Origin of the sequence: Flavobacterium sp. UBA4197 (genome assembly GCF_002379575.1) — a bacterium.
Lineage (GTDB): Bacteria > Bacteroidota > Bacteroidia > Flavobacteriales > Flavobacteriaceae > Flavobacterium > Flavobacterium inviolabile.
In genome coordinates, this window is sequence record NZ_DFUB01000007.1 from 89,372 (window position 1) to 112,750 (window position 23,379).

Annotated in this window: 28 protein-coding genes and 1 pseudogene; 21 read left to right on the forward strand and 8 right to left on the reverse strand. The window is 39.8% G+C overall.

What is annotated here, in order from left to right:
- The 14 genes and pseudogenes from B3394_RS03960 to B3394_RS04020 all read left to right on the forward strand — a co-directional run bounded on the left by B3394_RS03960 (nucleotide 1) and on the right by B3394_RS04020 (nucleotide 7,145).
- Nucleotides 1–228 (forward strand): hypothetical protein, encoded by a 228-nt coding sequence (locus B3394_RS03960; RefSeq protein ID WP_286913179.1) that lies wholly within the window; start codon nucleotides 1–3, stop codon nucleotides 226–228.
- Nucleotides 229–231: 3 nt separating this feature from the next.
- The gene (locus B3394_RS03965) at nucleotides 232–630 is read left to right on the forward strand and encodes a hypothetical protein (protein WP_286913182.1); all 399 of its coding nucleotides are present in this window, start codon (nucleotides 232–234) and stop codon (nucleotides 628–630) included.
- The gene (locus tag B3394_RS03970; RefSeq protein WP_286913187.1) at nucleotides 608–892 is read left to right on the forward strand and encodes a hypothetical protein; all 285 of its coding nucleotides are present in this window, start codon (nucleotides 608–610) and stop codon (nucleotides 890–892) included. The genes B3394_RS03965 and B3394_RS03970 overlap by 23 nt, the downstream gene beginning before the upstream one ends.
- Nucleotide 893: 1 nt before the next feature.
- Nucleotides 894–1,805 (forward strand): hypothetical protein, encoded by a 912-nt coding sequence (locus tag B3394_RS03975; RefSeq protein ID WP_286913189.1) that lies wholly within the window; start codon nucleotides 894–896, stop codon nucleotides 1,803–1,805.
- A gap of 302 nt (nucleotides 1,806–2,107) precedes the next feature.
- Complete coding sequence (locus tag B3394_RS03980) at nucleotides 2,108–2,314, forward strand: hypothetical protein (RefSeq protein WP_286913194.1); 207 nt, start codon at nucleotides 2,108–2,110, stop codon at nucleotides 2,312–2,314.
- Entirely contained in the window at nucleotides 2,305–3,180 is an 876-nt protein-coding gene (locus B3394_RS03985; protein WP_286913200.1) for a hypothetical protein, read from the forward strand. Before B3394_RS03980 ends, B3394_RS03985 begins: the two co-directional genes overlap by 10 nt.
- Nucleotides 3,177–3,599 carry a hypothetical protein gene (locus tag B3394_RS03990; RefSeq protein WP_286913202.1) on the forward strand — a complete coding sequence of 141 codons (423 nt, stop codon included), beginning with the start codon at nucleotides 3,177–3,179 and terminating at the stop codon, nucleotides 3,597–3,599. Before B3394_RS03985 ends, B3394_RS03990 begins: the two co-directional genes overlap by 4 nt.
- 4 nt (nucleotides 3,600–3,603) lie before the next feature.
- Nucleotides 3,604–4,119 (forward strand): hypothetical protein, encoded by a 516-nt coding sequence (locus B3394_RS03995; RefSeq protein WP_286913204.1) that lies wholly within the window; start codon nucleotides 3,604–3,606, stop codon nucleotides 4,117–4,119.
- Between the two features lie 198 nt (nucleotides 4,120–4,317).
- Nucleotides 4,318–4,446 carry a hypothetical protein gene (locus tag B3394_RS04000; RefSeq protein ID WP_286913207.1) on the forward strand — a complete coding sequence of 43 codons (129 nt, stop codon included), beginning with the start codon at nucleotides 4,318–4,320 and terminating at the stop codon, nucleotides 4,444–4,446.
- Nucleotides 4,443–5,132 carry a hypothetical protein gene (locus B3394_RS04005; protein ID WP_286913213.1) on the forward strand — a complete coding sequence of 230 codons (690 nt, stop codon included), beginning with the start codon at nucleotides 4,443–4,445 and terminating at the stop codon, nucleotides 5,130–5,132. Before B3394_RS04000 ends, B3394_RS04005 begins: the two co-directional genes overlap by 4 nt.
- A complete protein-coding gene (locus B3394_RS18135; RefSeq protein ID WP_414654254.1) occupies nucleotides 5,078–5,560 on the forward strand; it encodes a GNAT family N-acetyltransferase in 483 nt (160 codons plus the stop codon). Before B3394_RS04005 ends, B3394_RS18135 begins: the two co-directional genes overlap by 55 nt.
- Complete coding sequence (locus B3394_RS04010; protein WP_286913216.1) at nucleotides 5,557–6,225, forward strand: formyltransferase family protein; 669 nt, start codon at nucleotides 5,557–5,559, stop codon at nucleotides 6,223–6,225. The genes B3394_RS18135 and B3394_RS04010 overlap by 4 nt, the downstream gene beginning before the upstream one ends.
- Before the next feature lie 158 nt (nucleotides 6,226–6,383).
- Nucleotides 6,384–6,704, forward strand: a pseudogene (locus tag B3394_RS04015) (hypothetical protein); the annotation flags it as partial.
- A 3-nt stretch (nucleotides 6,705–6,707) separates the two neighbouring features.
- Nucleotides 6,708–7,145: a hypothetical protein gene (locus B3394_RS04020; protein WP_286913218.1), complete on the forward strand. Its 438-nt coding sequence runs from the start codon at nucleotides 6,708–6,710 to the stop codon at nucleotides 7,143–7,145.
- Between the two features lie 155 nt (nucleotides 7,146–7,300).
- On the opposite strand, the gene B3394_RS04025 is transcribed toward B3394_RS04020, so the two are convergent.
- On the reverse strand, nucleotides 7,301–8,224 hold the full coding sequence (locus B3394_RS04025) for a jacalin-like lectin (protein ID WP_286913226.1): 924 nt from the start codon (nucleotides 8,222–8,224) through the stop codon (nucleotides 7,301–7,303).
- 194 nt (nucleotides 8,225–8,418) lie between these two features.
- A complete protein-coding gene (locus B3394_RS04030) occupies nucleotides 8,419–9,234 on the reverse strand; it encodes a hypothetical protein (RefSeq protein WP_286913232.1) in 816 nt (271 codons plus the stop codon).
- A gap of 191 nt (nucleotides 9,235–9,425) precedes the next feature.
- On the opposite strand from B3394_RS04030, the gene gcvP reads away from it, so the two are divergent.
- From gcvP to B3394_RS04065, 7 genes are all read left to right on the forward strand, one after another.
- Nucleotides 9,426–12,275: an aminomethyl-transferring glycine dehydrogenase gene (gene gcvP, locus B3394_RS04035; RefSeq protein ID WP_286913235.1), complete on the forward strand. Its 2,850-nt coding sequence runs from the start codon at nucleotides 9,426–9,428 to the stop codon at nucleotides 12,273–12,275.
- A gap of 148 nt (nucleotides 12,276–12,423) precedes the next feature.
- Nucleotides 12,424–12,804, forward strand: coding sequence for a group III truncated hemoglobin (locus B3394_RS04040; protein ID WP_177732325.1), 381 nt, complete (start codon nucleotides 12,424–12,426; stop codon nucleotides 12,802–12,804).
- Nucleotides 12,805–12,923: 119 nt separating this feature from the next.
- On the forward strand, nucleotides 12,924–13,982 hold the full coding sequence (locus tag B3394_RS04045) for a 3-oxoacyl-ACP synthase III family protein (protein WP_177732322.1): 1,059 nt from the start codon (nucleotides 12,924–12,926) through the stop codon (nucleotides 13,980–13,982).
- Between the two features lie 2 nt (nucleotides 13,983–13,984).
- On the forward strand, nucleotides 13,985–14,509 hold the full coding sequence (locus tag B3394_RS04050; RefSeq protein WP_286913237.1) for a methyltransferase: 525 nt from the start codon (nucleotides 13,985–13,987) through the stop codon (nucleotides 14,507–14,509).
- Nucleotides 14,509–15,357: a glycosyltransferase gene (locus tag B3394_RS04055; RefSeq protein ID WP_286913246.1), complete on the forward strand. Its 849-nt coding sequence runs from the start codon at nucleotides 14,509–14,511 to the stop codon at nucleotides 15,355–15,357. The genes B3394_RS04050 and B3394_RS04055 overlap by 1 nt, the downstream gene beginning before the upstream one ends.
- A 72-nt stretch (nucleotides 15,358–15,429) precedes the next feature.
- The gene (locus B3394_RS04060) at nucleotides 15,430–16,173 is read left to right on the forward strand and encodes an MlaE family ABC transporter permease (RefSeq protein WP_177732313.1); all 744 of its coding nucleotides are present in this window, start codon (nucleotides 15,430–15,432) and stop codon (nucleotides 16,171–16,173) included.
- A 2-nt stretch (nucleotides 16,174–16,175) separates the two neighbouring features.
- Nucleotides 16,176–16,940 (forward strand): ABC transporter ATP-binding protein, encoded by a 765-nt coding sequence (locus B3394_RS04065; RefSeq protein WP_177732310.1) that lies wholly within the window; start codon nucleotides 16,176–16,178, stop codon nucleotides 16,938–16,940.
- A gap of 22 nt (nucleotides 16,941–16,962) precedes the next feature.
- On the opposite strand, the gene B3394_RS04070 is transcribed toward B3394_RS04065, so the two are convergent.
- The 6 genes from B3394_RS04070 to pdhA form a co-directional block, all read right to left on the reverse strand.
- A complete protein-coding gene (locus tag B3394_RS04070) occupies nucleotides 16,963–18,024 on the reverse strand; it encodes a mannose-1-phosphate guanylyltransferase (protein ID WP_273246427.1) in 1,062 nt (353 codons plus the stop codon).
- 46 nt (nucleotides 18,025–18,070) lie between these two features.
- Nucleotides 18,071–18,670 (reverse strand): SprT-like domain-containing protein, encoded by a 600-nt coding sequence (locus B3394_RS04075; protein ID WP_177732304.1) that lies wholly within the window; start codon nucleotides 18,668–18,670, stop codon nucleotides 18,071–18,073.
- A 35-nt stretch (nucleotides 18,671–18,705) separates the two neighbouring features.
- A complete protein-coding gene (locus tag B3394_RS04080) occupies nucleotides 18,706–19,383 on the reverse strand; it encodes an SDR family NAD(P)-dependent oxidoreductase (RefSeq protein WP_286913247.1) in 678 nt (225 codons plus the stop codon).
- 45 nt (nucleotides 19,384–19,428) lie between these two features.
- Complete coding sequence (locus B3394_RS04085; RefSeq protein WP_177732298.1) at nucleotides 19,429–20,397, reverse strand: M28 family peptidase; 969 nt, start codon at nucleotides 20,395–20,397, stop codon at nucleotides 19,429–19,431.
- Nucleotides 20,398–20,487: 90 nt separating this feature from the next.
- Complete coding sequence (locus B3394_RS04090) at nucleotides 20,488–22,125, reverse strand: pyruvate dehydrogenase complex dihydrolipoamide acetyltransferase (protein WP_286913248.1); 1,638 nt, start codon at nucleotides 22,123–22,125, stop codon at nucleotides 20,488–20,490.
- 6 nt (nucleotides 22,126–22,131) lie between these two features.
- Nucleotides 22,132–23,130, reverse strand: a complete 999-nt coding sequence (gene pdhA, locus B3394_RS04095) for a pyruvate dehydrogenase (acetyl-transferring) E1 component subunit alpha (RefSeq protein ID WP_177732290.1) — start codon at nucleotides 23,128–23,130, stop codon at nucleotides 22,132–22,134.
- Between the last annotated feature and the right edge of the window lie 249 nt (nucleotides 23,131–23,379).

Genomic DNA, 23,379 nt, shown 5'->3' on the forward strand with positions numbered 1-23,379 from the left:
ATGGCTTTAAACCATATCAGATTAAAAAACAAAATAAAAGCCGCTTTAGAGGCGGAGCAAACGGAAGAAGTTGATCATAACGCGTCTTTAGACCGAATAAGCGACCGAATTGCTCAGGCGATTATCGAGGAAATAAAACAGTTACAAATCAACTATACGGGCGGGCTTATTGCCCCATCCGGCGGCGGAACCGTTACCGGTAACTTAAACAGCGTAACAATAACTTAAAGCATGAAAGATTATGTTCTACAATACGGCGGGGAATTCATACAGACTTTAATTGCCGCTGCGATTGGCTGGTTCTTTGGCCGAAAAAAGCTAAAAGCCGAGGTGACCGGTATGAATGCCGAAAATGAGTCAAAAGAAATAGACAACGACATAAAATTGTCGGGCTATTATAAAGAGCTTCTCGACGATCTAAAAAGTCGTTACGAAATCCGGTTTCAAGAATTAGAAAATCGTTATGAAATCAGGTTTCAAGAGTTCGAGGCAATGTCAAACCGAAAAGTACAGGTCTTAGAATCAGAAATAACAATGCGCGATCGAAAAATTAAGCTCTTAGAAAGGGAAATTGCGGAACTAAAAAGAGAAAATAAACAGCTAAGAAATGCAAAAAACGCTACTACATAATCAGAGCCTTTTAGATTTTTCCTTACAACATTGCGGGACGCTTCAGGGTATAATTAATATAGCCATAGAAAATAATATCGCAATAACTGAAATGCTATCGCCGGGTGACGTATTACGCATACCAAGTGAAGCCGCAAAAGCCAACGATATAGTAGAGTTTTACCAAAATAAAAAAATAATACCGGCTTCCGGTTTTAGCACATTAGAAAGCCAATCGGCGCCGGAATTTGTGTTATGCTATGAGCTACCAACACGTTTATAAAATGGCGAGAGATATAAAACAAATTCAACAAACTATTTTGTCCGCAAAAGCACAGGCGGTTGAGCTTTCGCCTTTGGAAGTTTTAATAGACCAGGAACAAACTTTAGCCGACGTCAGTAGCACCAGTAAAGTCGCAATTTGGAGGCTTTGGGTTTGGGTGATCGCTTTTGCACAATTTGTGCAAGAGCAATATTGGGACACTTTCAAAAAAGAAATGGAAAAACGTATTGCCGAATCAAGGATACATACCCCAAAATGGTATCGCGAAAAAGCCCTCAATTTTATGTTTGGTGTCCCTTTGGTTCCGGAAACTGATTACTATGATTTAACGGGTTTGTCCAATGCCCAAATATCAGGGGCACGTATTGTTGCAAATGCGGCATCTATTAGGGTAGTTCAAAACGGTTACGGAACATTGCGATTAAAAGTAGTACGATTAGTTGACGGAGAATATAGCCCATTAACCCCGGAACAGGTTACCGCATTGGACGTATATTTTAATCAAAATATCGCTGACGCCGGAACACTTGTAAAAATAACAACCGGTGAAGCCGATTTGTTAAAAATCCGCTTGAATATTCATTACGACGCACTTGTATTAAATGCCGACGGATCAAGATCGGACGGAACCGACCAAACACCGGTAATAAATCAAATTAAACAATACTTAAAATCGATTGATTTTGAAAACGGCAAATTGGTTTTGCAGCATTTGGAAGATAGATTAAAAGAAGTTCCGGGGGTAAAAATAGCGGATGTAATAGCAGCCTATTCCAAATACGGTATTTATGATTATTTGACGACAGATGTGCAAAACGTCGGCATAATACAACAGATCAGAATAGCCGACGCCGGATACATGAAACTAGACGAAAATGAGCTTTTAATTAATTATATCCCCTATTCGGAATAATGGATAACGTGTACAACATAAATTGGCGCACTTTTATAATACTTAATCTTCCGGTATTTCTACGAAAATTTAAGTTTATAAGGCTACTAGAGGTTTTTTTTACCCCGATTATATGGTTGCATTTCGAGTTTTTAGAGTTTAGAAAACAGGCTCTTTACAAATTAAACCATAACAGCCAGATTTGTTATTTGCAGGCGGTGTTAAATGACGCATTTGATAACAACCACAGGCGAATTATAATCGCTAACGCCGTTTTGCGTGAGCCTATTTGGTTTTATGAACCCGAAGAAAACAAACCGGTTATGCACTACGAGGAACCGGATAATAAGCCGGTGTATTACCGGGAAGAAAGCGAATTTATAGGCGACGGTGCAGATTTTTTAGTGTTGATTCCCGGAGATTTAAAACCAAGCAATGACCAAGAGGAAAATGCTTATTTGATTAAAATTAGAGCGCAGCTCGACTATTATAAATTGTATGTTAAAAACTATTTAATTGTATGGGTTTAGGTAATAAACTGATTGTGTCGGCATCAGGTTTTCCGGGTACGAACAAAACATGGCGATTTGTGCAAGACGCCTTTCGCGAACCTCTCGGCGCGCTTGCCCATTTAGCGGGAGATAAAACTATTATAACGGGCGTTACGATTAATAACTCTAACTCGCACGGCGTAACTGTTTCCGATGGATTTATTTCGTATAACGGGGAGATAATCCCTTTTGTTGGGGGCTCGTTTACGGGCACGGTTACAATCATTGAGGAAATAGAAAACGTTTTATACAACACTGACGCCGACAATGACCTACAACTCGACAGCTTACCGGCATATAGAACAATTTACGCAAAATGTGGAACAGGCGGAATTGATTTATTTAACTTTTCTGAATTAACCAAACTAAAGACAATAAAAGAACTTTCCAGTTTTGAACTGCCGTTTGCTACTGTAATAGACCCGCTTTATGTCCACACGGATTATAATTTTACGCTTGCGCTATTACAGAAGCTAAACAGTATTGAGGAGGGCGCCCAAAAAAATGTACAACCGGATTGGAATACCGTAAATTCTGCCAGTGCATCTTTTATAAAAAATAAGCCCACAAATATTCTTAATTATTTGCATAAAGGGGTGGCGATTTTGGGCGACTTTCCTAATGACACAACGGCAACGGTTTATATAAATTTTCCTAACGTGGGTACAAGTAATTACATGGTGTTAGGTACTTTTCATTCTTTTAGACCTATGGGAAACGCCTCCCAAGATTTATTAGTTTGGTTTACGGCCGGCCATGAACCCACAAGATTTAGGCTTGGCGCGTATGAGCCATTTTCCGGTCAGCAAAACGTAAGATTTGAATATTTAATAATTGCACTATGATATATTACAAGGCCACAGAACTTGGCCACAAACCATTTATTCAATGGGAAAGTGTGGCAAATTGTTTCAATGAGTTAACTTTTTTAGGACTCGATAATGATCCGCTGGTTTTACCGGAGGATAAAATACCTGATTTTATTTTTGGCGTATGCCCTTTAGAAATTGTTGACGGTGAATTACACCAGGTAAGCTGTGCTCAAATGCGTGTTTACGAGTCAGAATACAATAACTATCAATTACAGATAAAGTTAGACAAATTGTTAAATGAGCTGTGCTCTATTTGCTGTAAAATAGAGGTGTTAAAAAAAATAGAGGAGCCCTATGAAACATTAGAAAATGAATTTGAAGTTAAAACAAAAGAATACAAATCGGTAAAGTACCAAAAAACAGCAGAATTTTTAATCCCTAATAAATTATAATAAAATGGCAGAAATTACAATTAATGAAATCGGTTTTAAGCAAGACAGCCCTGAAAAATTAGCGGCAGTAGCAAATACCCCAAAGAAGTACGTTCTTTTCGCGAATGAAATTAACGCAATTGTTGACTACTTAAAAGACCTTGACGACTCCGAAACCACGGAACACGAAAAAGTCTACAGAGCAAAATTGTTAAAACTTGACCCTGACCGTCAAGGTTGTGTTCCTGAAATTTTTGAGTTAAAAAATACGATCGGTCAAGTTACAGTACAACAAATCGATTCTACTTCATGGTCAATTATGTTTCCAAATTATCACAAATACAACACAACCGCGATTATTTCAAATCTTGATCATCAGGGAAAAGCTGTAGAAATTACTTATGAAGCTAACCAAATTCGAGTAAGAAATAGATTTGACGGTTCAGATTCAATTGAAAACATCTTTGAGGGCGCATATCTTGAGGTCACTCACTTTGATCAAATTACCGAGTTTCCGGAAATTCCAGACGGCGGAAAATAAAAGAAAAAATCCGGGAGGGGGATTTGAAAAAAGCCCTCCAACAAATAAATACTTCCTACGGTAATTTATTATAGCACAAAGCCACAGCGTTGGAGGACATAAGTCTTCTAATGTTGTGGCTTTGCTATTTTATAAATTATCGTAGGAGCTGCAAATATAACCATCAATTTTAAAAAATCAATCATCAATCAAAAACGAATGGCAAGTTTTAATTACAAAGAACAACACGCCGTAATTGTGAAATGCGGTAACGAGGTCGAACAAAAACAAATTTTCGACAAACTTAAAGAAATGGGATTTAATGATTTAAAAGTGGTAAGCGTATGAGAATTGAAGTAAACCACAGCTCTAAAAATTTTAGCAGCTTTCGCGCACAAAAAGTAAAATCATTATTTAACGCTGAAAATGGCCACGAATGGAAGCACACGGCCGAATTACCGATTGAGGGGCAAGATTGGCAAATCGGGCTTATTGTAGGCTCGTCAGGCTCCGGCAAAACGTCAATAGGTAAACAGATTTGGCCAAATGAGGCTATACACGACCTTTATTCGGGTTGGGATAATAATTTACCTATCGTTGAAAATATCGCCCCGGAAAAACCTTTAAATGAAGTTACGGGAGCATTGTCCGCCGTTGGGCTAGGTAATGTACCGGCGTGGCTTAGACCTTTCGGAGCTTTATCTAACGGTGAACAATACCGCGCCGGATTAGCCCGGTTAATCTGTGACGCCCCGGACAAAGTAGTAATTGACGAATTTACGAGCGTCGTAGATCGCCAAATTGCGCAAATTGGGGCGGCAGCTTTTGCTAAATCATGGAGGCGAAATACCGGCAAACAAATTGTATTGCTTTCCTGTCATTACGATGTTGTTGAATGGCTGCAACCGGATTGGGTCTACGATACCCGAACCGGTGAAGTAAAAAAAAAATCCAAAAACGACCGGCTATTAAACTCGACATTTGGAAGACAAACGGCACTTATTGGAAATATTTTAAAGAGCATTATTATTTAGATTTACCTCACCCGCCGGCCGCTGAGTATTTTGTTGCCACGGTAAACGGTGAGCTTGTCGCCCATTTAGCGGTTACGCCTTTGTTTACGGCAAAGGCATACCGGGCAACGCGCCTCGTTGTTATGCCCGAATGGCAAGGCGCGGGAGTTGGAACCGCGTTTTTAAATGAGGTGATGCAATATCATTTAGAGGGCAACGGTCGGTGTGGGCATAAGTACCACACTTTTTTTCATACTTCACACCCCCAATTATGCGGGTATTTACGCCACTCCAAATTATGGAAACAAACAGGGGCAAAATTATACGGTTCCAATAAGACGCGAAGCATAAAAAGTATTGAAAAAACAGGAAAAAAAGGCGGTATTCAGGGCTGCGGTTATGGCGGCCACTTTAGAGCAATTCAAGCATTCAAATATTTAGGAAAATGAAAAAATTAAAGGTTTTTATATCAGGTCAAAAATATTTTGGCGAACAAGTCTTTGCGTTATGCAATAGGCTAGATTTTATCGAGATTGTGGGCGTTTGCTCGCCAATAGACGATAAGTATCTAACTAAAACCGCTCATACTTTCGGAATTAAGCATGTACCGGCGGGAACTTTGACGGGTGACACTTTACCGGATAACGTCGATATAGGAATAACGGCTCATTCATTCGACTATATAGGGCGTAAGACAAGGTATAAAGCTAAAATCGGGTGGATTGGTTACCACCCTAGTTTATTACCTCGCCACCGTGGGCGTTCGTCAATTGAATGGGCGGTGCGAATGCGCGACGCAATAACCGGTGGAACTGTTTTTTGGTTAAATGACGGAATCGACAGAGGCGATATTGCCTATCAGGATTTTTGCTTTATTGACCCAAAAACGTACGCTATGGAGCCTAAAAAGGCCGCAAAATTGCTGTGGGAACATGAGCTACAGGCAATGGGGCTGCAACTTATAGAGCAAGCTCTTACAGACATTCACCGGGGAATAATTAAAAAGAAGCCGCAGCGGAAAGAATTTAGCACTTTTGAGCCTAATACAGACGTTAAAGACGTGTTTAAGCCTGATTTACTAATGATTGAGCAGTACGGCTCTCCAAGTACCTAAAAAGCCCCAATATGGGGCTTTTAAATTATGTTTAAACGGGTTTTAAAGTTTTAAGTATATTTGCCGCTCAAACGCGATTTATCAAAAACGCGATTATTTACCAAAAAACGGCACATTCCAATTTACAATTTATCACTTTTCGATTTCGCGATTATAATTATGTTTCTAAAACATTATTTAAAAACGGAAAAATTTACATGCTGGACATTTTTAAAGGACGGGAAGAAATTGCCGAAGCCACAAACAAATTATTCGAAACCGGATTCTATCTTTTAAACATTGGCTTTGCCCTTATGATCCTGGAAATGGATGTTTATGACAATACCTATCAAACCCTGATCGAGTTGTTGAGCTATAAAATAGGTGGTTTTGCCATTTATCTCGGCATCATGTTATTCATCAATTTATATTTCTTTTTCAGAGGTAAAAGAAAAGCAAGAGAGGCACAACAGCAGGAAAAAATAATCTTTAAAGCATAAATCATGAACTTTCAGATACCAGACGGCTTATGGATAGCTGCCGGAACAGGCCAGATTTTTACCGCTATGATATATCCGTATATCCGGCACCAGGTTTTTGACTGGTACAACGATGTTAAGCAACTCAAACCGCTCAACCAGGAAATTGCCAAAACATACGGCAGGTATATACAGGGACTGAATTTTTCCTTTGGCATCATTACCATCTTTCTCCGGGAAGACCTGCAGCAAAACACCCGGTTGGCTTTTGCTGTTACAGCCTTAATAGCGGCTTACTGGGTGGGTAAAGTGGCGACACAAATTGCCTATTATCCTATGTATGAAATCCCTCAGAAAATCCACTTTAAAATCGGAAGTTATTTTATGAATGCCCTTTTTCTGCTGTTCGCTTCCGTATTTACCGGTTTGCTTGTTTTAAAGTTAAGCACCTTGTTATCATAACCGTTTGTTGCTGTGAAACACCGCAACAAACGGATGCCGGAAAGAAACCATCCGGGAATCAAATCCTTATCCTTAATTAAAAACAAAAACCACGAATAAACATCGTGGTTTTAAGATATGTAGCTGTATGACAGCTGTTGTTAACTGGAAATCAATTAACGCAAGGGTGCTTTTTGGTAAAAAACGTAATCATTCTTTTCGGTCTTATATTTCAACAGTTCCGGCATCTGCGTAGACAGCTCTCCTGTTAAATCATAATGATCCAGTACATTCTGATAATCTGTAACAGCGATAACGGCATAACTCAGCACGCTGTTTGGAAACATCCAGTACACGCCGTCTGAACCCTGCATAACGCTTCCGTTCAGTAAAAGAACGCCTACCATTCCCTGAGCAATTGTAATTTCTTTCGACTGCTGGTTAACAAGCTGTGTGGAAAGTTCTCTTTTAACAGTGGTTAACTGCGTTGTTTCATACTTAATTTCGGTAGCAAAGGACACTTTAGCGTAGTACTCGGCTTCAACACTGGCATTATACTGCTGGCTAAGCATGGTACTGGTAATGTTCTCATAACTGTCGGAAGTATTTGATGTCGATTCCGTATATTCTTTAAGAACGGTTCCCTGTGGTGTAAAACCGATAATAAAACGGCCTCTCTTTTCAATCAGCGTTGAAGGCTTATAATCTTCAACATACGTTATTCTCAATTTATCAACTCTGGAACCGGATTTACCGCCAATGGCGACTACACGTATTCCTTTAAGAACGGTTTCTCCGCCTCCACCGCCGCCGCCGCCGATGGTTCTTCCTTTGTTTGTTGTCAGCATTAATTTATCGATACGTGCTCCGGAACGGATGGTTATTTCTGAAATATATTCATCAGAACTTAAAATTAATGTTCCGGTATCTCCGCCACCGCCACCGCCGTGTTTCTTTCCGTTTATTGTAATTGAATCTACCTCTTTCCCGGCATATATTCCAATTGACTGAATATAATCTGCCGCAAATTCCGAACCGCCATCGCCGCCAAAGGCTTTGATAACCATTCCTTCCGATACTGATACTAATTCTACTTCCATAATGTTTCGATTTGGTTTTTTTACTTACTCATAGGCTTTTCAGTTTCCGCCCCGTTTTGTTGAAGTGCATACCGGCTCACTTTATTCGTTTTTATTGTCTTCCAAACTTATCAAGATAAAAATGGCTGCAACAGCGCATTAATACGCTAAAAACAAAACAAGTAAAACCTACAAAAAGTAAGAATATTCCTCAACTAAGCAAAAACCAAAACGAGAATCCACCAGAAAACAGGGATGCTCTCTACCCAAAAAGAAGTATAATATTCCGAACGCTTCGGACTTGAAAAAACGGTAAAAAGGGCAATTACCGCTATCAGTATCAGGTTAATCCAAAGCTGGATAATCTGAAAATCGCTTTTAAAAAACTCGAGACAGTAAAACGGAATGAGTAAAAACAGATTCAGCATTTTTGTTCTATAAACACCCAGGCGCTGCGGAACCGTTTTTAAAGAAAGGTCGTCATTTTTTAAGTCGATTATCTCAAAAATCATAATCAGGATAATGACCAGTAAAAAACGCTGGAAGAATTTTAGAAACACATCTTGGGAAAGCGGCAGATCGGCATTAAAAATGGGCAGAAACAGTGTAATTCCGGCCCAGCAAAAGGCAACAATATAGATCTTAACCCCGGCCCAGTTTCTTGCATTTCCGAGTTTCGGAAAGAAAGGCAGTGTGTACAGCAATGTTAGCAACAGGAACCCGAAAGCCAGTAGCTGCGTTTGCCTTTTCAGCAAAAAGAAATAATAAATTGTGCCGGCAAAAGCCAGAACACTAAGCAGCACTATTGCTTTGAGCTGCCTGCTCATTGTCAGCTTTTTAGAACGCGCCAACGCATCGTATTTCACAAAATTATAGCCCACAATGGTTCCCAGAAAAGCGAACATTGCCATTGGATTATCATACGGAATATGAAAAAAATGAAAGGTCATTTGTACCAGTGCAAAAACAGCAAAGGCAACATGAATGCTTCCGTTTATATAAAAATCAAGTAATTTCTTGAGTAGTTGCATACTTACAAAAATAATCAATATGTTAACAACTATTGTATTTGGTTGAAAATTCGGTAAAAAATGGCGTTAAAAAAGAACTTTATTAAGAGATTAATAGCTATTTTTGTTCGCTTAAATACACAACTTAATTACCGTTTGACATATTTGTATTTCAGATACTTCAAACGCCTATAAACAGTACATAAGAACTGATGAGAACAGATGCATTTGCTTTAAGACATTTAGGTCCAAGAGAGAGCGACCTTCAACACATGTTCAAGACCATTGGTGTTAAGGACATGGACCAACTACTTTATGAAACTTTCCCCGACGGAATCCGTTTAAAAAATGATTTACAATTAGACCCGGCATTAACCGAATACGAATACCTGACACACATCCAGCAATTGGGTGCTAAAAACAAAGTATTCAAATCGTATATCGGTTTAGGCTATCATCCGGCTATCGTTCCTCCGGTTATCCAGAGAAACATTTTCGAAAACCCGGGATGGTACACTGCTTATACGCCGTATCAGGCAGAAATTGCCCAGGGTCGTTTAGAAGCTTTATTGAATTTCCAGACTACTGTAATTGAATTGACAGGAATGGAAATTGCAAATGCCTCTCTTCTTGATGAAGGAACAGCGGCAGCAGAAGCAATGGCTTTGTTGTTTGATGTAAGAACAAGAGATCAAAAGAAAAATAATGCCAACAAATTCTTCGTTTCAGAAGAAATTTTACCACAAACCTTATCGGTTTTAGAAACACGTTCAACGCCAATTGGTATTGAATTAGTTGTTGGTAATCACGAAACATTTGATTTCGCTGAAGATTTCTTCGGAGCGATATTACAATATCCAGGTAAATACGGACAGGTTTATGATTATGCCGGTTTTATTAACACGGGTAAATCCAAAGAAATTAAAGTAGCGGTTGCTGCTGATATTTTAAGTTTGGTAAAACTGACTTCTCCGGGAGAATTAGGTGCTGATGTGGTAGTGGGTACTTCACAACGTTTTGGTATCCCGATGGGTTACGGAGGACCTCACGCAGCTTTCTTCGCAACTAAAGAAGAATACAAGCGCAGTATGCCGGGACGTATTATCGGTGTTTCGCAGGACGTTAACGGAAACCGTGCGCTTCGTATGGCTTTACAGACACGTGAGCAACACATTAAACGTGAAAAAGCGACTTCTAATATTTGTACCGCTCAGGTATTATTAGCTGTAATGGCCGGAATGTACGCCGTATATCACGGACCAAAAGGATTACAATATATTGCCGAAAAAGTTCATGCAGCAGCAGCTACAACTGCCAATGCATTAACAAAATTAGGCATCAGCCAGCTAAACACAGCTTTCTTTGACACTATCGCTGTTAAAGCCGATGCTGCCAAAGTGAAAGCAATCGCTGAGAAAAACGATGTTAACTTCTTCTATGCCGATGCCGATACTATTTCGATCTCTTTTAATGAAACCACTTCTTTAAACGACATCAATCTGGTAATCGCTATTTTTGCTGAAGCAGCCGGAAAAGAAACCATCACGGTAACAACATTAGACAACGCTGTGCATTTCCCTGAGAAATTAATCAGAACGTCTTCTTTCTTACAACATGACGTATTTAACAGCCATCATTCTGAAACGGCTTTAATGCGTTATATCAAAAAATTAGAGCGTAAAGACTTAGCGTTAAATCATTCCATGATTTCTTTAGGTTCTTGTACGATGAAATTAAATGCTGCGGCAGAAATGTTACCCTTAAGTATGGCTAACTGGAACAGCATCCACCCTTTTGCTCCGGCATATCAGGCGGAAGGCTATTTAACCATGCTTAAAAAACTGGAACAACAATTAAACGTGGTAACCGGTTTTGCCGGAACATCATTACAACCTAACTCTGGTGCGCAGGGAGAATATGCCGGTTTAATGGCAATCCGTGCTTACCACATTTCAAGAGGTGAAGGACACCGTAATGTTTGTTTAATCCCGGCTTCCGCACACGGTACCAATCCGGCTTCTGCTGCTATGGCAGGAATGGACATTATTGTAACCAAAACCACTCCGGAAGGAAATATCGATGTAGAAGATTTAAGAGCAAAAGCCATTCAGCATAAAGACAATTTATCCTGTTTAATGGTAACGTATCCATCTACACACGGTGTTTACGAAAGTTCTATCATTGAAATTACAAAACTGATCCACGAAAACGGTGGTCAGGTATATATGGATGGTGCAAATATGAATGCTCAGGTTGGATTAACCAATCCAGCTACTATTGGTGCAGACGTTTGTCACCTTAACTTACACAAAACATTCGCGATTCCTCACGGAGGTGGTGGACCAGGTGTTGGCCCAATTTGTGTTGCCGAACATTTAGTTCCGTTCTTACCTACAAACCCTGTAGTTGCTACAGGCGGCAACCAGGCTATCACTGCTATTTCAGCAGCTCCTTTCGGTTCTGCTTTGGTTTGTCTGATCTCTTACGGTTATATCACGATGTTAGGTGCAGAAGGGCTGAAACAGGCTACTCAGTTTGCTATCCTGAACGCTAACTATATGAAAGCACGTCTGGAAGAGCATTACCCTATTTTATACACCGGAGAATGCGGTCGTGCTGCTCACGAAATGATCGTGGACTGCCGTTCTTTCAAACAAAACGGAATTGAAGTTACCGATATTGCAAAACGTTTAATGGATTATGGTTTCCATGCGCCAACGGTTTCTTTCCCGGTAGCCGGTACTTTGATGATCGAACCGACAGAAAGTGAAGATTTAGGAGAATTGGATCGTTTCTGTGAAGCGATGATTTCCATCAGAAAAGAAATCGAAGCAGCCACAGCAGACGATACAAACAATGTATTGAAAAATGCACCGCACACGCTGGCAATGCTGACAACTGATCGTTGGGAATTCCCTTATTCAAGAGAGAAAGCAGCTTATCCGTTAGAATATATTGCTGAAAATAAATTCTGGCCATCTGTTCGTCGTGTAGACGATGCTTACGGAGACAGAAATTTAGTTTGTTCCTGCGCGCCAATTGAGGCTTACATGGAACACTAAGAATAAATACAAATGAAAAGAGCCGCTGATAAAGCGGCTTTTTTTTATACTGCCAAATCATTTTCAGAAACCGTAAGCTATAATCATTATAGCGCAAAAAGACCGTCAATTAATTTTAATTCCTGTAATGATTCAATAACTTTACAAGATGAATGATATTAATAACAGAGAAGATCTATTGCTGTTAATGCGGAAGTTTTACAACAAACTCTTAACAGACGACAGCATCAGCTATATATTCACAGAAGTTGCCAAAATAGACCTGGAAGCACACCTGCCCCATTTGGCCGATTTTTGGGAACAAACCCTTTTACATACCGGAAGCTATAAAAAAAATGTATTACAGCTCCATTTGGATCTGGATGCAAAAGAATCGCTCACCACTGAACATTTTAACACCTGGCTGCAGTATTTCGATCAAACCGTCACCGAAAACTTTACAGGAGAAAACGCAGAACTTATAAAAACCCGCGCCCTTTCCATTGCCACGATAATGCAGATAAAGATTTCTCAAAAAAATAACAATTAATTTCACTTTCGATAATTTTACACTCTTTTCTACCGTTATTCCGTAATAATTATTTTAAACAAAATTTTTAATTATCAGGGAGTATTTAAAATCAATAACTTAGTATAAAGTTTCCTCATATGAATAGTAAAATAATAGGTTCCGGAAGTTATATCCCAGATATCACGGTAACCAATCTGGATTTCGCAAAGCATCAGTTTCTAAACGATGACGGCTCCCCTTTTCCATATCCAAATGACGTAGTTGCTCAAAAATTCCTGGAAATAACCGGTATAGAAGAACGCCGGTATGTTGAAAGCAATCTCTTAACTTCGGACATTGCCTATTTTGCTGCACAAAAAGCAATTGAAGATGCCGGTATCGATCCCGAAACCTTAGACTACATCATCTTTGCCCACAATTTTGGAAATGTAAAACAAGGCGCTATTCAAACGGATATATTACCCAGCTTATCCTCCAGAGTAAAGCACAGCTTAAAGATTAAAAATCCCAAATGTGTTGCCTATGATATCCTTTTCGGATGTCCGGGCTGGATTGAGGGAGTTATTCAGGCAAATGCCTATATAAAAGCCGGTATGGCAAAAAGATGCCTGGTTATCGGAGCCGAAACATTATCCCGTGTGGTGGACATACACGACAGGGACAGCATGATTTATTCCGATGGTGCCGGTGCCACTGTTATCGAGGCTACAGAAGAAGAAGTTGGTGTTTTAGGACACGAAACTGCTTCCTTTACCTATGATGAAGCCTATTTCCTGTATTTCGGAAATTCTTTTAACAAAACACACGATCCGGATGTACGCTATATTAAAATGTACGGCCGTAAAATATATGAGTTTGCCTTAAGCCAGGTACCGAAAGCAATGAAAGAATGTCTGGACAAAAGCGGCATTCCGATATCGGAGGTTAAAAAAGTACTGATCCACCAGGCAAATGAAAAAATGGATGAGGCGATCATACAGCGGTTTTTCCGCCTGTACAAGGAACCGACACCCAAAGACATTATGCCGATGAGCATCCACAAATTAGGAAACTCCAGCGTTGCGACGGTTCCAACCCTGTACGACTTACTCGTAAAAGGAAAAATTGAAAATCAGGAACTTCATAAAGGAGATGTTATTATCTTTGCATCCGTAGGCGCAGGAATGAACATAAACGCCTTCGTTTATCGATTATAACTATGTACGAAAAAACATTTCCGAACAAAAGATTTAAACACACTTTAGAATTCCTTCAAAAACATATTTCTACTTCCGAGTCGATATTAGACCTGGGAGTAGAAAATCCGTTTTCAAAGATCATGAAAGAAAACGGTTATAGCGTATCCAATACCACAGGGGAAGACCTGGACATCGATCAGTCTTCTTTACATCAAAATGAATACACCGTTACCACAGCTTTTGAAATTTTCGAGCACTTACTGAATCCGTATACAATACTGGAAAACATCCAATCCGATAAACTGGTACTTTCCATTCCGTTACGCCTTTGGTTTTCGCCTGCTTATCGCAGCAAAACAGATATGTGGGACAGACATTACCATGAATTTGAAGACTGGCAGCTGGACTGGCTTTTAGAAAAAACAGGCTGGAAAGTACTGGACCGTCAAAAATTCACCAATCCGGTAAAACAAATCGGAATCCGCCCTTTACTCCGCCGTTTCACGCCGAGATATTACATTGTTTACGCTGAAAAAGTAAAATAATGAGGTATTATATCATTATACCGGCACATAATGAAGCAGCCTATATCGCTTTAACCTTACAATCGTTAGCCAGGCAGACAGTGCTACCCGAAAAAGTGGTGGTGGTGAATGACAATTCTACCGATGATACCGAAGCAATTGTAAACGATTTATCCCGGAAATATCCCTGGATTTCTGTGATTGAAAAAAAATCGGATGCGATTCATTTACCCGGAAGCAAAGTCATCCAGGCATTTCAAAAAGGACTGGAAGTTATTGACGACAATTATGACATTCTTGTAAAACTGGACGCCGATTTAATTTTGCCCGATAATTATTTTGAAACCATAATCGCTGCTTTCCAAAAAGACGAACGCGTTGGCATGGCCGGCGGATTTGCGTATATTGAAAAAAACGGCGACTGGATATTGGAAAACCTGACCGATAAAGACCACATCCGCGGGGCTTTTAAAGCCTACCGAAAAGCGTGTTTCAATCAAATAGGCGGTTTAAAACCTGCTATGGGATGGGACACTGTTGACGAATTGCTGTGCAAATTCTACAACTGGAAAGTTGTTACTAACAGCACTTTAAAGGTTAAGCATTTAAAACCTACCGGAGCCAACTATAACAAAACAGCCCGCTACAAACAGGGAGAAGCTTTTTACAGTCTTCGTTATGGTTTTTTCATTACTGCCATTGCTTCCTTAAAGCTGGCTTTATTAAAAAAGAAGCCGCTTTTATTCGTGGATTATATCGTTGGTTTTTTCAAAGCATGGCGTCATAAAAAGGCTTATCTGGTTACTCCAGAACAAGGCCGTTTTATCCGGAAATACCGCTTGCAGAAAATGAAATCGAAGTTGCTGTAAGCCAAAAAACTCCCTATTCATACCCCATAACTCGTAACTTATTGGTATTTTAGCCAAGATTTATTAAACATTATGATTCGATATCTATCTCAAATAGGAAAATACTTTCTGATGTTGAAGGAAGTCTTCAACAAACCGACAAAATGGTCGGCGATGAAGCAGCTGATTTTTAAAGAAATAGATGATTTGATTATCGGTTCTCTTGGAATTGTTGCTTTTATCTCATTCTTTGTTGGAGGTGTTGTCGCCATACAAACGGCTTTAAATTTAACCAATCCGTTAATCCCGAAATACCTTATTGGTTTTGCTACAAGACAATCGGTGATTCTTGAATTTGCCCCTACTTTTATCTCCATCATTATGGCCGGTAAAATGGGTTCTTTTATCACTTCCAGTATTGGAACAATGCGGGTTACCGAACAGATTGATGCGTTGGAAGTAATGGGTGTAAACTCCCTGAACTACCTTGTTTTTCCAAAAGTAATTGCTTTACTCTTATATCCGTTCGTTATCGGACTGAGTATGTTTTTAGGAATATTAGGCGGCTGGATTGCCGGTGTTTACGGCGGTTTTGCTTCCAGTGACGAGTTTATGACCGGGTTACAGGTAGAATTTAACCCGTTTCACGTTACCTACGCCTTTATCAAGACGGTTGTTTTCGCTCTTTTACTGGCAACGATCCCTTCCTTCCATGGCTATTACATGAAAGGCGGTGCTCTTGAAGTAGGTAAAGCCAGTACAACTTCATTCGTCTGGACGAGTGTGGCTATTATTCTGGCCAATTATATTTTAACACAATTACTTTTAACCAATTAGAAATGATAGAAGTAAAAGATATAGAAAAATCATTTGGTGAATCCAAAGTACTAAAAGGCATTTCTGCCATTTTTGAAACCGGAAAAACCAATCTTATCATTGGACAGAGTGGTTCCGGAAAAACGGTACTTTTAAAAAGTTTACTGGGAATTCACACGCCCGACAAAGGAACCATTTCCTTTGACGGCAGAATTTATTCCGATCTTACCAACGATGAAAAGCGTGATTTGCGTACCGAAATCGGAATGGTATTCCAGGGCAGTGCGCTTTTTGATTCGATGACGGTAGAAGAGAATGTTGGTTTCCCTTTAAAAATGTTTACCAACAAAAGTCCGAGAGAAATCCAGGAACGCGTTGATTTTGTTATTGAGCGTGTCAAACTGATTGATGCCCATAAGAAAAAACCATCCGAAATTTCCGGAGGTATGCAGAAACGTGTGGCCATTGCCCGTGCAATAGTAAACAATCCGAAATACCTGTTTTGCGATGAGCCCAACTCCGGGTTAGATCCTAAAACCTCTATTGTAATTGACAACCTAATTAAGGAAATTACGGAAGAATACAATATTACAACGGTGATCAACACCCACGATATGAACTCCGTTATGGAAATTGGCGAAAAGATCATTTTCCTGAAAGAAGGTGTCTTAGCCTGGGAAGGAACCAAAAAAGAAATTTTCAAAACCGACAATGAAGCCATTGTTGATTTCGTATACTCTTCGAACCTGTTTAAAAAGGTACGAAAAGCACAAAACAGAGAATCATAAAAAAAGAGCCATACGGCTCTTTTTATTTTTTATCCAACAGGACACTGATTTTCTTAATCTCCTGCTCTTTCTCTTTAGGAAAGATCAACAGCGTATCGTCTTTATCCACAATAATAAAGTCACTCAGCCCGTTAATTACAACCAGTTTCTTTCCTTCGGTACGAATAATATTATTGGATGCATTCTCCAAGATCATGGTCGCATTTACAACCGCATTAAACTGTTCGTCTTTCGGTAGTTTTTCATGTAATGAACCCCAGGTACCCAAATCGTTCCAATCGAACGTTGCCGGCAATACATATACATTTTTTGCTTTTTCCAATACCGCATAATCAATCGAGATATTTTCGGCATCAGCATAGTGCTCATTGATAAACTCCTGTTCACGGGGAGTATTATAATAGGCTTTTCCTTTTTCAAACAAACTTACCATTTCCGGTAAAAAGGTATCAAAAGCTTCTATAATGGACTGTACGCTCCAGATAAAGATTCCGGCATTCCATAAAAAGTTTCGGCTTTGAATAAAGCTTTTTGCAGTGGTATAGTTTGGTTTTTCTCTAAACTGAACGACTTTTTTTATCGGATTATTATCCAGTTTATTAAACTCGATATAACCGTAACCGGTATTCGGAAAAGTCGGCAAAATCCCTAAAGTCATCAACACATTGTCTTTTTTACAACATTCAAACGACCGCTCCAGGTTTGCTATAAATTGTTCTTCATCCTCTATCCAGTGATCGCTTGGCGCAACCACCATTAAGGCGTCCGGATTTTGCTTTTGAATTTTTAAAGAAGCAAACAGTATACAAGGTGCCGTATTTCGCATTACAGGCTCTAAAATCACCTGATCCTGCTTTACCTGAGGCAATTGTTCCAGCACCAGCTGGTTGTAACGCTCATTGGTTAAAATCAGAATATTTTCTGCGGGAATTATCCTGGAAAGTCTGCTAAAGGTCTTTTGAATTAATGTTTCCCCGGTTCCTAACATGTCGTGAAACTGCTTTGGGAAATCGACAGTACTGACTGGCCAGAATCGGGATCCGACTCCACCGGCCATTAATATTGCGTAATAATTTTTATTCATTGTAAAGCACCACTTTGCACGTGGCTTTTATTTATTTTCTGTTCGTTTAGTTCGGCAATAATTCTACTTCTGCATTGGGGTTAAAAAGATATACTCTTCCCGAACTCACTTCCATACATTCAAAACGTTTGATTCGCTGCGCTCCTTTTTTAAAGATCCTGCCATTATGAATACGAAAAACACTTCCATACGGAATCTCAAAGATATAATTTTTATCGTTTGCGGGGTCAAATTGTTTTAAGGCTAATGCTAAAGTTGCATCGGTATCGCTGCTCGCTTTCGGATTCCGGAAATGTCTTGCCAGTAACGGCAGCAATTGACCCGGAAAAATCTCCGGACGCAAATAGGGAACCATTAAACGCTGAAAAGTAAGCTTCCATTCATCGCCATGCGGTTTTATATTTCTGCCAAATTTTTCAAAAGCAACCAAATGGGCAATCTCATGAATCAATGTCATCAAAAACCGGTATTTATTCAAACTGGCATTTACGGTAATCTGATGGTAACCGTCGGGATGTTTTCGGTAATCGCCATGACGGGTTACCCTTTCATTCACAATTTTCAGATGGACACGATTTGCCTTAATAAGCTCAAAGATATTGTCCAAAGCATGTTCCGGTATGTAGGGAGCTAATTTCTCTTTCATCTTCTTTCCTGGCTTTTACCTTTCTTCTCGTTGTATTATGGTGTTGTAGAAGAAACCTGCAACACTTTTCCGTTGTAATATTTATTCCCGGTAAGGGCAAAATTATAGATATAATCCGCCATTTCCGTTGCCGAAACCGGGGCTTCATAACCCGGGAATGCTTCCTGCAGCATTTCGGTTTGTACCGCACCCAATGCCAGAACATTAAACGAAATACCGTTTTCCTTATATTCTTCTGCCAGTAATTCCGATAACGTAATCACCGCTCCTTTACTGGAACTGTAAGCCGCCAATCCGGCAAATTTCATACTTCCCTGAATCCCTCCCATACTGCTTATGGTGACCACATGGCTTCCTTTTTGCAAATAGGGCAAACAAATTCTGGTCAGGTTAGCAACACCAAAAACATTTACTTTATAGATATTTTCAAATTCCTGAGCTTCAATTTCAGCAAACGGTTTTAATAATAAAGAACCGGCATTATGAATGATGATGTCTACTGTTTTCCAGGAGGTCACGATAAACTGTTTCACCTTTTCCAGTTCTGCCTCTACTGATAAATCAACGCTTAAACACGTAATCTTTTCATTTTCCAATAGCGCCTGCGGTTGTTTTCTTGAAATAGCTAAAACATTGTGTCCGGCTTTGGCAAACTGCAAGGCTAATTCATATCCTATCCCTCTGCTGGTTCCTGTTATTATAATATTTTTCATTTTTTATGGTAATCAAAAGGATGCTGCAACACCTCCTTTTTTGCATTAATTTAATTTGATTTCTTTTTCTTTAGAGTTGGTCATACCTTCTACAGCCGGAATAATTTCCTGTGCATAGGCAGCCATGTGTGCCGTATCCATCAGCTTGAACTCATCAAAAACATGGTGGTAATATTCAAAATTTTCAAAATCGAATGTCGATACTGTTTGTGCCGGCACATGAAATTCCACAAAGAACGGGTAATTATCCGATGCCATAAACAGGCGGTACTGCAATTCAACCGGTAAAAAACCTACCGTATTCTTTCCGGTATATTCATTTATTTTTTTAGCCATATTCGATTTTCCGAATCCGGTTATATACGAAGCAAAATCTCTTTTCATCGGTACGCCAAGCATTTCAAAATTCAGCATGGAATACAGGTTAAAGTTTTGTGCTTTCAGTTTCTTCGCTAAATGATACGATCCCAGCAATCCTTTCTCTTCTGCCGAGAAAAAAACAATCAGCAGGCTTCTTTTGTTGGTTTTATTTTTTGCAAAGTATTTAGCGACTTCGGAAGCTACCGTTGTTCCGGAGGCATTATCATTTGCCCCGTTTGCAATATTATCGCCATTGATCGCTTTTTGTGCCAATCCGATATGATCGTAATGCGCCCCGATAATCACATATTCCTTTTTTAGTTTCGGATCATTCCCTTCAATCACCCCTACAATGTTATAAGCCGGTTTGTCGAAGTTTCCAAGAGTATCTCTATAGGTTTTAAAATAGGGCTTAATATTATTATCCTTAAGCATCTTTTCTAAAAACTGCGCCGCTTTTTCGATTCCTTCACTTCCGCTATCACGTCCCTGTAGTTCATCTGAAGCCAGGTATTCCAAAGTACCGGAAACCGATTTCTGTTGTACCTGATAAGCCGTTTTAACAGCCGTAACCGATTTATCATCCGCTTTTTTAGTATTGGATGTTGAACATCCTAAAAACAAAAAGGGCAAAAAGTAGAGTATTTTTCTCATTGAAAATATTTTTTACACTTTTGCTAAAATAAGAAAAATCCCGTCTTGAAATTCAGGACGGGATTTTATTTATTGTGATAATTTCCGGAATCAGGCAAGCATTGTCACCGGATTTTCCAAATATTGTCTTAGTGTTTGTAAAAACTGTGCTCCGGTAGCTCCGTCAACAGTTCTGTGATCGCAGGCTAACGTTACTTTCATTGTATTCCCGACAACGATCTGTCCGTTACGAACTACTGGTTTTTCAACAATAGCTCCTACCGAAAGAATAGCGGAGTTCGGCTGGTTGATGATTGATGTAAATTCAGTAATACCGAACATTCCCAGGTTAGAAACGGTAAATGTACTTCCTTCCATTTCTGCAGGCTGTAATTTTTTGTTTCTTGCTCTTCCGGCAACATCTTTTACATTAGCCCCGATTTGAGACAACGTCAGCTGGTCTGCAAAACGCAATACCGGCACTACCAATCCGTCTTCAACAGCAACTGCTACTCCGATGTTCACATGGTGGTTGATAACGGTTACATCATCTTTCCATTGTGAATTTACCTGCGGATGTTTTTTCAATGCCATGGCACAGGCTTTGATAACCATATCGTTGAACGAAACTTTCGTTTCCGGCAATCCGTTGATCATTTCACGGGAAGCGATGGCATTATCCATAGCGACTTCAATGGTCAAATAATAGTGTGGTGCTGTAAACTTCGATTCGGCCAGTCTGCGGGCAATTGTTTTACGCATTTGTGAGTTTTTCACTTCTTCTGCATAAACTTCTCCTGCCGGAACAAATGGTTTCACCTGTGGTGCAGCCGCTGCAGTTGTTTGTTCTGCTGCTTTTTGTGGCTGTGCTGCCGCTGCAGTTTGCTGCGGTGTATAATTTTCAACGTCTTTCTTAACGATACGTCCGTTTTCACCGGAACCTTTTACCTGAGAAAGATTAACGCCTTTTTCCTGAGCTACTTTTTTCGCTAACGGAGAAGCAAAGATTCTGCTGTGATCCGCTGCGTGTGATTCCGCTGCTACTGCTGTTGTTTCTGTTTTTACCTCAGCTGCTTTTTCTTCAGCCGGAGCTTCAACATTTCCTCCAGAAGTATAATTGGCTGCAATTCCGGCAACATCTGTTCCCGCAGGTCCGATGATTGCCAGTATACTGTCTACCGGAGCTGTTTGTCCTTCTGCAACACCAATATACAATAGTGTTCCGGAATTGAACGATTCAAACTCCATAGTCGCTTTATCCGTTTCAATTTCAGCAAGGATATCGCCTTCCGCAACAGTATCCCCGATTTTCTTCAACCAGGTTGCCACTGTTCCGTCTGTCATGGTATCGCTTAAACGCGGCATGGTTACCACTTTTACACCTGCAGGAATAGCTGCAGCTGCCTGTGGTTTATCGGAAGTTTTGGTTTCTTCCGCTTTTGCCGGAGCTTCTTCTTTAGGCGCTGTGGCTTCTTTTCCGCCACCATTCAATAGTGCCGAAATGTCTTCTCCCGGTGTTCCGATGATTGCAAGCAATGCATCTACCGGTGCCGATTCTCCTTCATGAATTCCTATATGTAACAAGGTACCGGAATTGAATGATTCAAATTCCATGGTCGCTTTGTCTGTTTCTATCTCAGCAAGAATATCGCCTTCTTTAACAACATCTCCTACTTTCTTTAACCAGGTCGCTACAACACCTTCTGTCATGGTGTCGCTTAAACGTGGCATGGTAATAACTACTGCCATAATCGATTATAATTTATGTGGTAAAAATGGGTAATTCTCCTGATCATATACTACGTCATACATTACGTTTAAGTCCGGGTATGGCGATTCTTCTGCAAATTTCTCACACTCATCAACCAAGTCTTTTACGCGCTGATCAATCGCTTCGATTTCTGCTTCGGTAGCATAGTTATTTTCTTTAATCACATCCAATACCTGAGTAATCGGATCTATTTTTTTGTATTCTTCTACTTCTTCTTTTGTTCTGTAGTGTTGTGCATCCGACATAGAGTGACCTCTGTAACGGTATGTTTTCATTTCGATAAATGTAGGTCCGTCCCCTCTTCTGGCTCTGTCAATAGCTTCCGCCATTGCTTCGGCAACTTTCACTGGGTTCATTCCGTCTACAGGTCCGCAAGGCATTTCATATCCTAATCCTAATTTCCAGATATCGGTATGGTTTGCTGTTCTTTCTACAGACGTTCCCATTGCATAACCGTTATTTTCAACGATAAACACAACCGGAAGTTTCCACAACATCGCCATATTAAAGGCTTCATGAAGTGATCCCTGACGGGCTGCTCCATCACCAAAATAGGTTAAGGTTACTCCACCTGTTTCGAAATATTTATCCGCAAATGCGATACCCGCTCCAACAGGAATCTGCGCTCCAACAATTCCGTGACCTCCATAAAAACCGTGCTCTTTAGAGAAAATGTGCATCGATCCGCCTAATCCTTTAGACGTTCCGGTTGCTTTTCCTAAAAGTTCTGCCATTACTCTTCTCGGATCGACACCCATACCAATTGGCTGAACGTGGTTACGATAAGCAGTAATCATTTTGTCTTTTGTAAGATCCATTGCGTGAAGTGCACCTGCTAAAACGGCTTCTTGCCCATTATACAAATGTAAAAAACCTCTAACTTTTTGTTGGATATATAATGCAGCAAGTCTGTCTTCGAACTTTCTCCAAAGCTGCATATCTTCATACCATTTAAGGTAAACTTCTTTTGTAATTTCTTTCATATTGCTTTTACTTTTGCTGTTGTCCCTTATCTGTTGAAGCAGAACATGGCACATTACACAATTTTGCGAAGTGCAAAAATAAGACATCGCCCGAACACGTGAAAATTTACACGGATGTATTTTCGTTAATTTTTTATCAACTTTTAAAAAACGGCTTCACAAAGACACTCTTCATTAACGATAAACAAGTTTCTTCCTTTATCGCATCACAATCCGGCATAAAATAGTTACACGGCTAACACTTTAATT

Coding starts and splice junctions, on each gene's coding strand:
- B3394_RS03960 (WP_286913179.1), top strand. CDS start 1: ATGGCTTTAAACCATATCAGATTAAAAAACAAAATAAAAGCCGCTTTA.
- B3394_RS03965 (WP_286913182.1), top strand. CDS start 232: ATGAAAGATTATGTTCTACAATACGGCGGGGAATTCATACAGACTTTA.
- B3394_RS03970 (WP_286913187.1), top strand. CDS start 608: ATGCAAAAAACGCTACTACATAATCAGAGCCTTTTAGATTTTTCCTTA.
- B3394_RS03975 (WP_286913189.1), top strand. CDS start 894: ATGGCGAGAGATATAAAACAAATTCAACAAACTATTTTGTCCGCAAAA.
- B3394_RS03980 (WP_286913194.1), top strand. CDS start 2,108: ATGCACTACGAGGAACCGGATAATAAGCCGGTGTATTACCGGGAAGAA.
- B3394_RS03985 (WP_286913200.1), top strand. CDS start 2,305: ATGGGTTTAGGTAATAAACTGATTGTGTCGGCATCAGGTTTTCCGGGT.
- B3394_RS03990 (WP_286913202.1), top strand. CDS start 3,177: ATGATATATTACAAGGCCACAGAACTTGGCCACAAACCATTTATTCAA.
- B3394_RS03995 (WP_286913204.1), top strand. CDS start 3,604: ATGGCAGAAATTACAATTAATGAAATCGGTTTTAAGCAAGACAGCCCT.
- B3394_RS04000 (WP_286913207.1), top strand. CDS start 4,318: ATGGCAAGTTTTAATTACAAAGAACAACACGCCGTAATTGTGAAATGC.
- B3394_RS04005 (WP_286913213.1), top strand. CDS start 4,443: ATGAGAATTGAAGTAAACCACAGCTCTAAAAATTTTAGCAGCTTTCGC.
- B3394_RS04010 (WP_286913216.1), top strand. CDS start 5,557: ATGAAAAAATTAAAGGTTTTTATATCAGGTCAAAAATATTTTGGCGAA.
- B3394_RS04020 (WP_286913218.1), top strand. CDS start 6,708: ATGAACTTTCAGATACCAGACGGCTTATGGATAGCTGCCGGAACAGGC.
- B3394_RS04025 (WP_286913226.1), bottom strand. CDS start 8,224: ATGGAAGTAGAATTAGTATCAGTATCGGAAGGAATGGTTATCAAAGCC.
- B3394_RS04030 (WP_286913232.1), bottom strand. CDS start 9,234: ATGCAACTACTCAAGAAATTACTTGATTTTTATATAAACGGAAGCATT.
- gcvP (WP_286913235.1), top strand. CDS start 9,426: ATGAGAACAGATGCATTTGCTTTAAGACATTTAGGTCCAAGAGAGAGC.
- B3394_RS04040 (WP_177732325.1), top strand. CDS start 12,424: ATGAATGATATTAATAACAGAGAAGATCTATTGCTGTTAATGCGGAAG.
- B3394_RS04045 (WP_177732322.1), top strand. CDS start 12,924: ATGAATAGTAAAATAATAGGTTCCGGAAGTTATATCCCAGATATCACG.
- B3394_RS04050 (WP_286913237.1), top strand. CDS start 13,985: ATGTACGAAAAAACATTTCCGAACAAAAGATTTAAACACACTTTAGAA.
- B3394_RS04055 (WP_286913246.1), top strand. CDS start 14,509: ATGAGGTATTATATCATTATACCGGCACATAATGAAGCAGCCTATATC.
- B3394_RS04060 (WP_177732313.1), top strand. CDS start 15,430: ATGATTCGATATCTATCTCAAATAGGAAAATACTTTCTGATGTTGAAG.
- B3394_RS04065 (WP_177732310.1), top strand. CDS start 16,176: ATGATAGAAGTAAAAGATATAGAAAAATCATTTGGTGAATCCAAAGTA.
- B3394_RS04070 (WP_273246427.1), bottom strand. CDS start 18,024: ATGAATAAAAATTATTACGCAATATTAATGGCCGGTGGAGTCGGATCC.
- B3394_RS04075 (WP_177732304.1), bottom strand. CDS start 18,670: ATGAAAGAGAAATTAGCTCCCTACATACCGGAACATGCTTTGGACAAT.
- B3394_RS04080 (WP_286913247.1), bottom strand. CDS start 19,383: ATGAAAAATATTATAATAACAGGAACCAGCAGAGGGATAGGATATGAA.
- B3394_RS04085 (WP_177732298.1), bottom strand. CDS start 20,397: ATGAGAAAAATACTCTACTTTTTGCCCTTTTTGTTTTTAGGATGTTCA.
- B3394_RS04090 (WP_286913248.1), bottom strand. CDS start 22,125: ATGGCAGTAGTTATTACCATGCCACGTTTAAGCGACACCATGACAGAA.
- pdhA (WP_177732290.1), bottom strand. CDS start 23,130: ATGAAAGAAATTACAAAAGAAGTTTACCTTAAATGGTATGAAGATATG.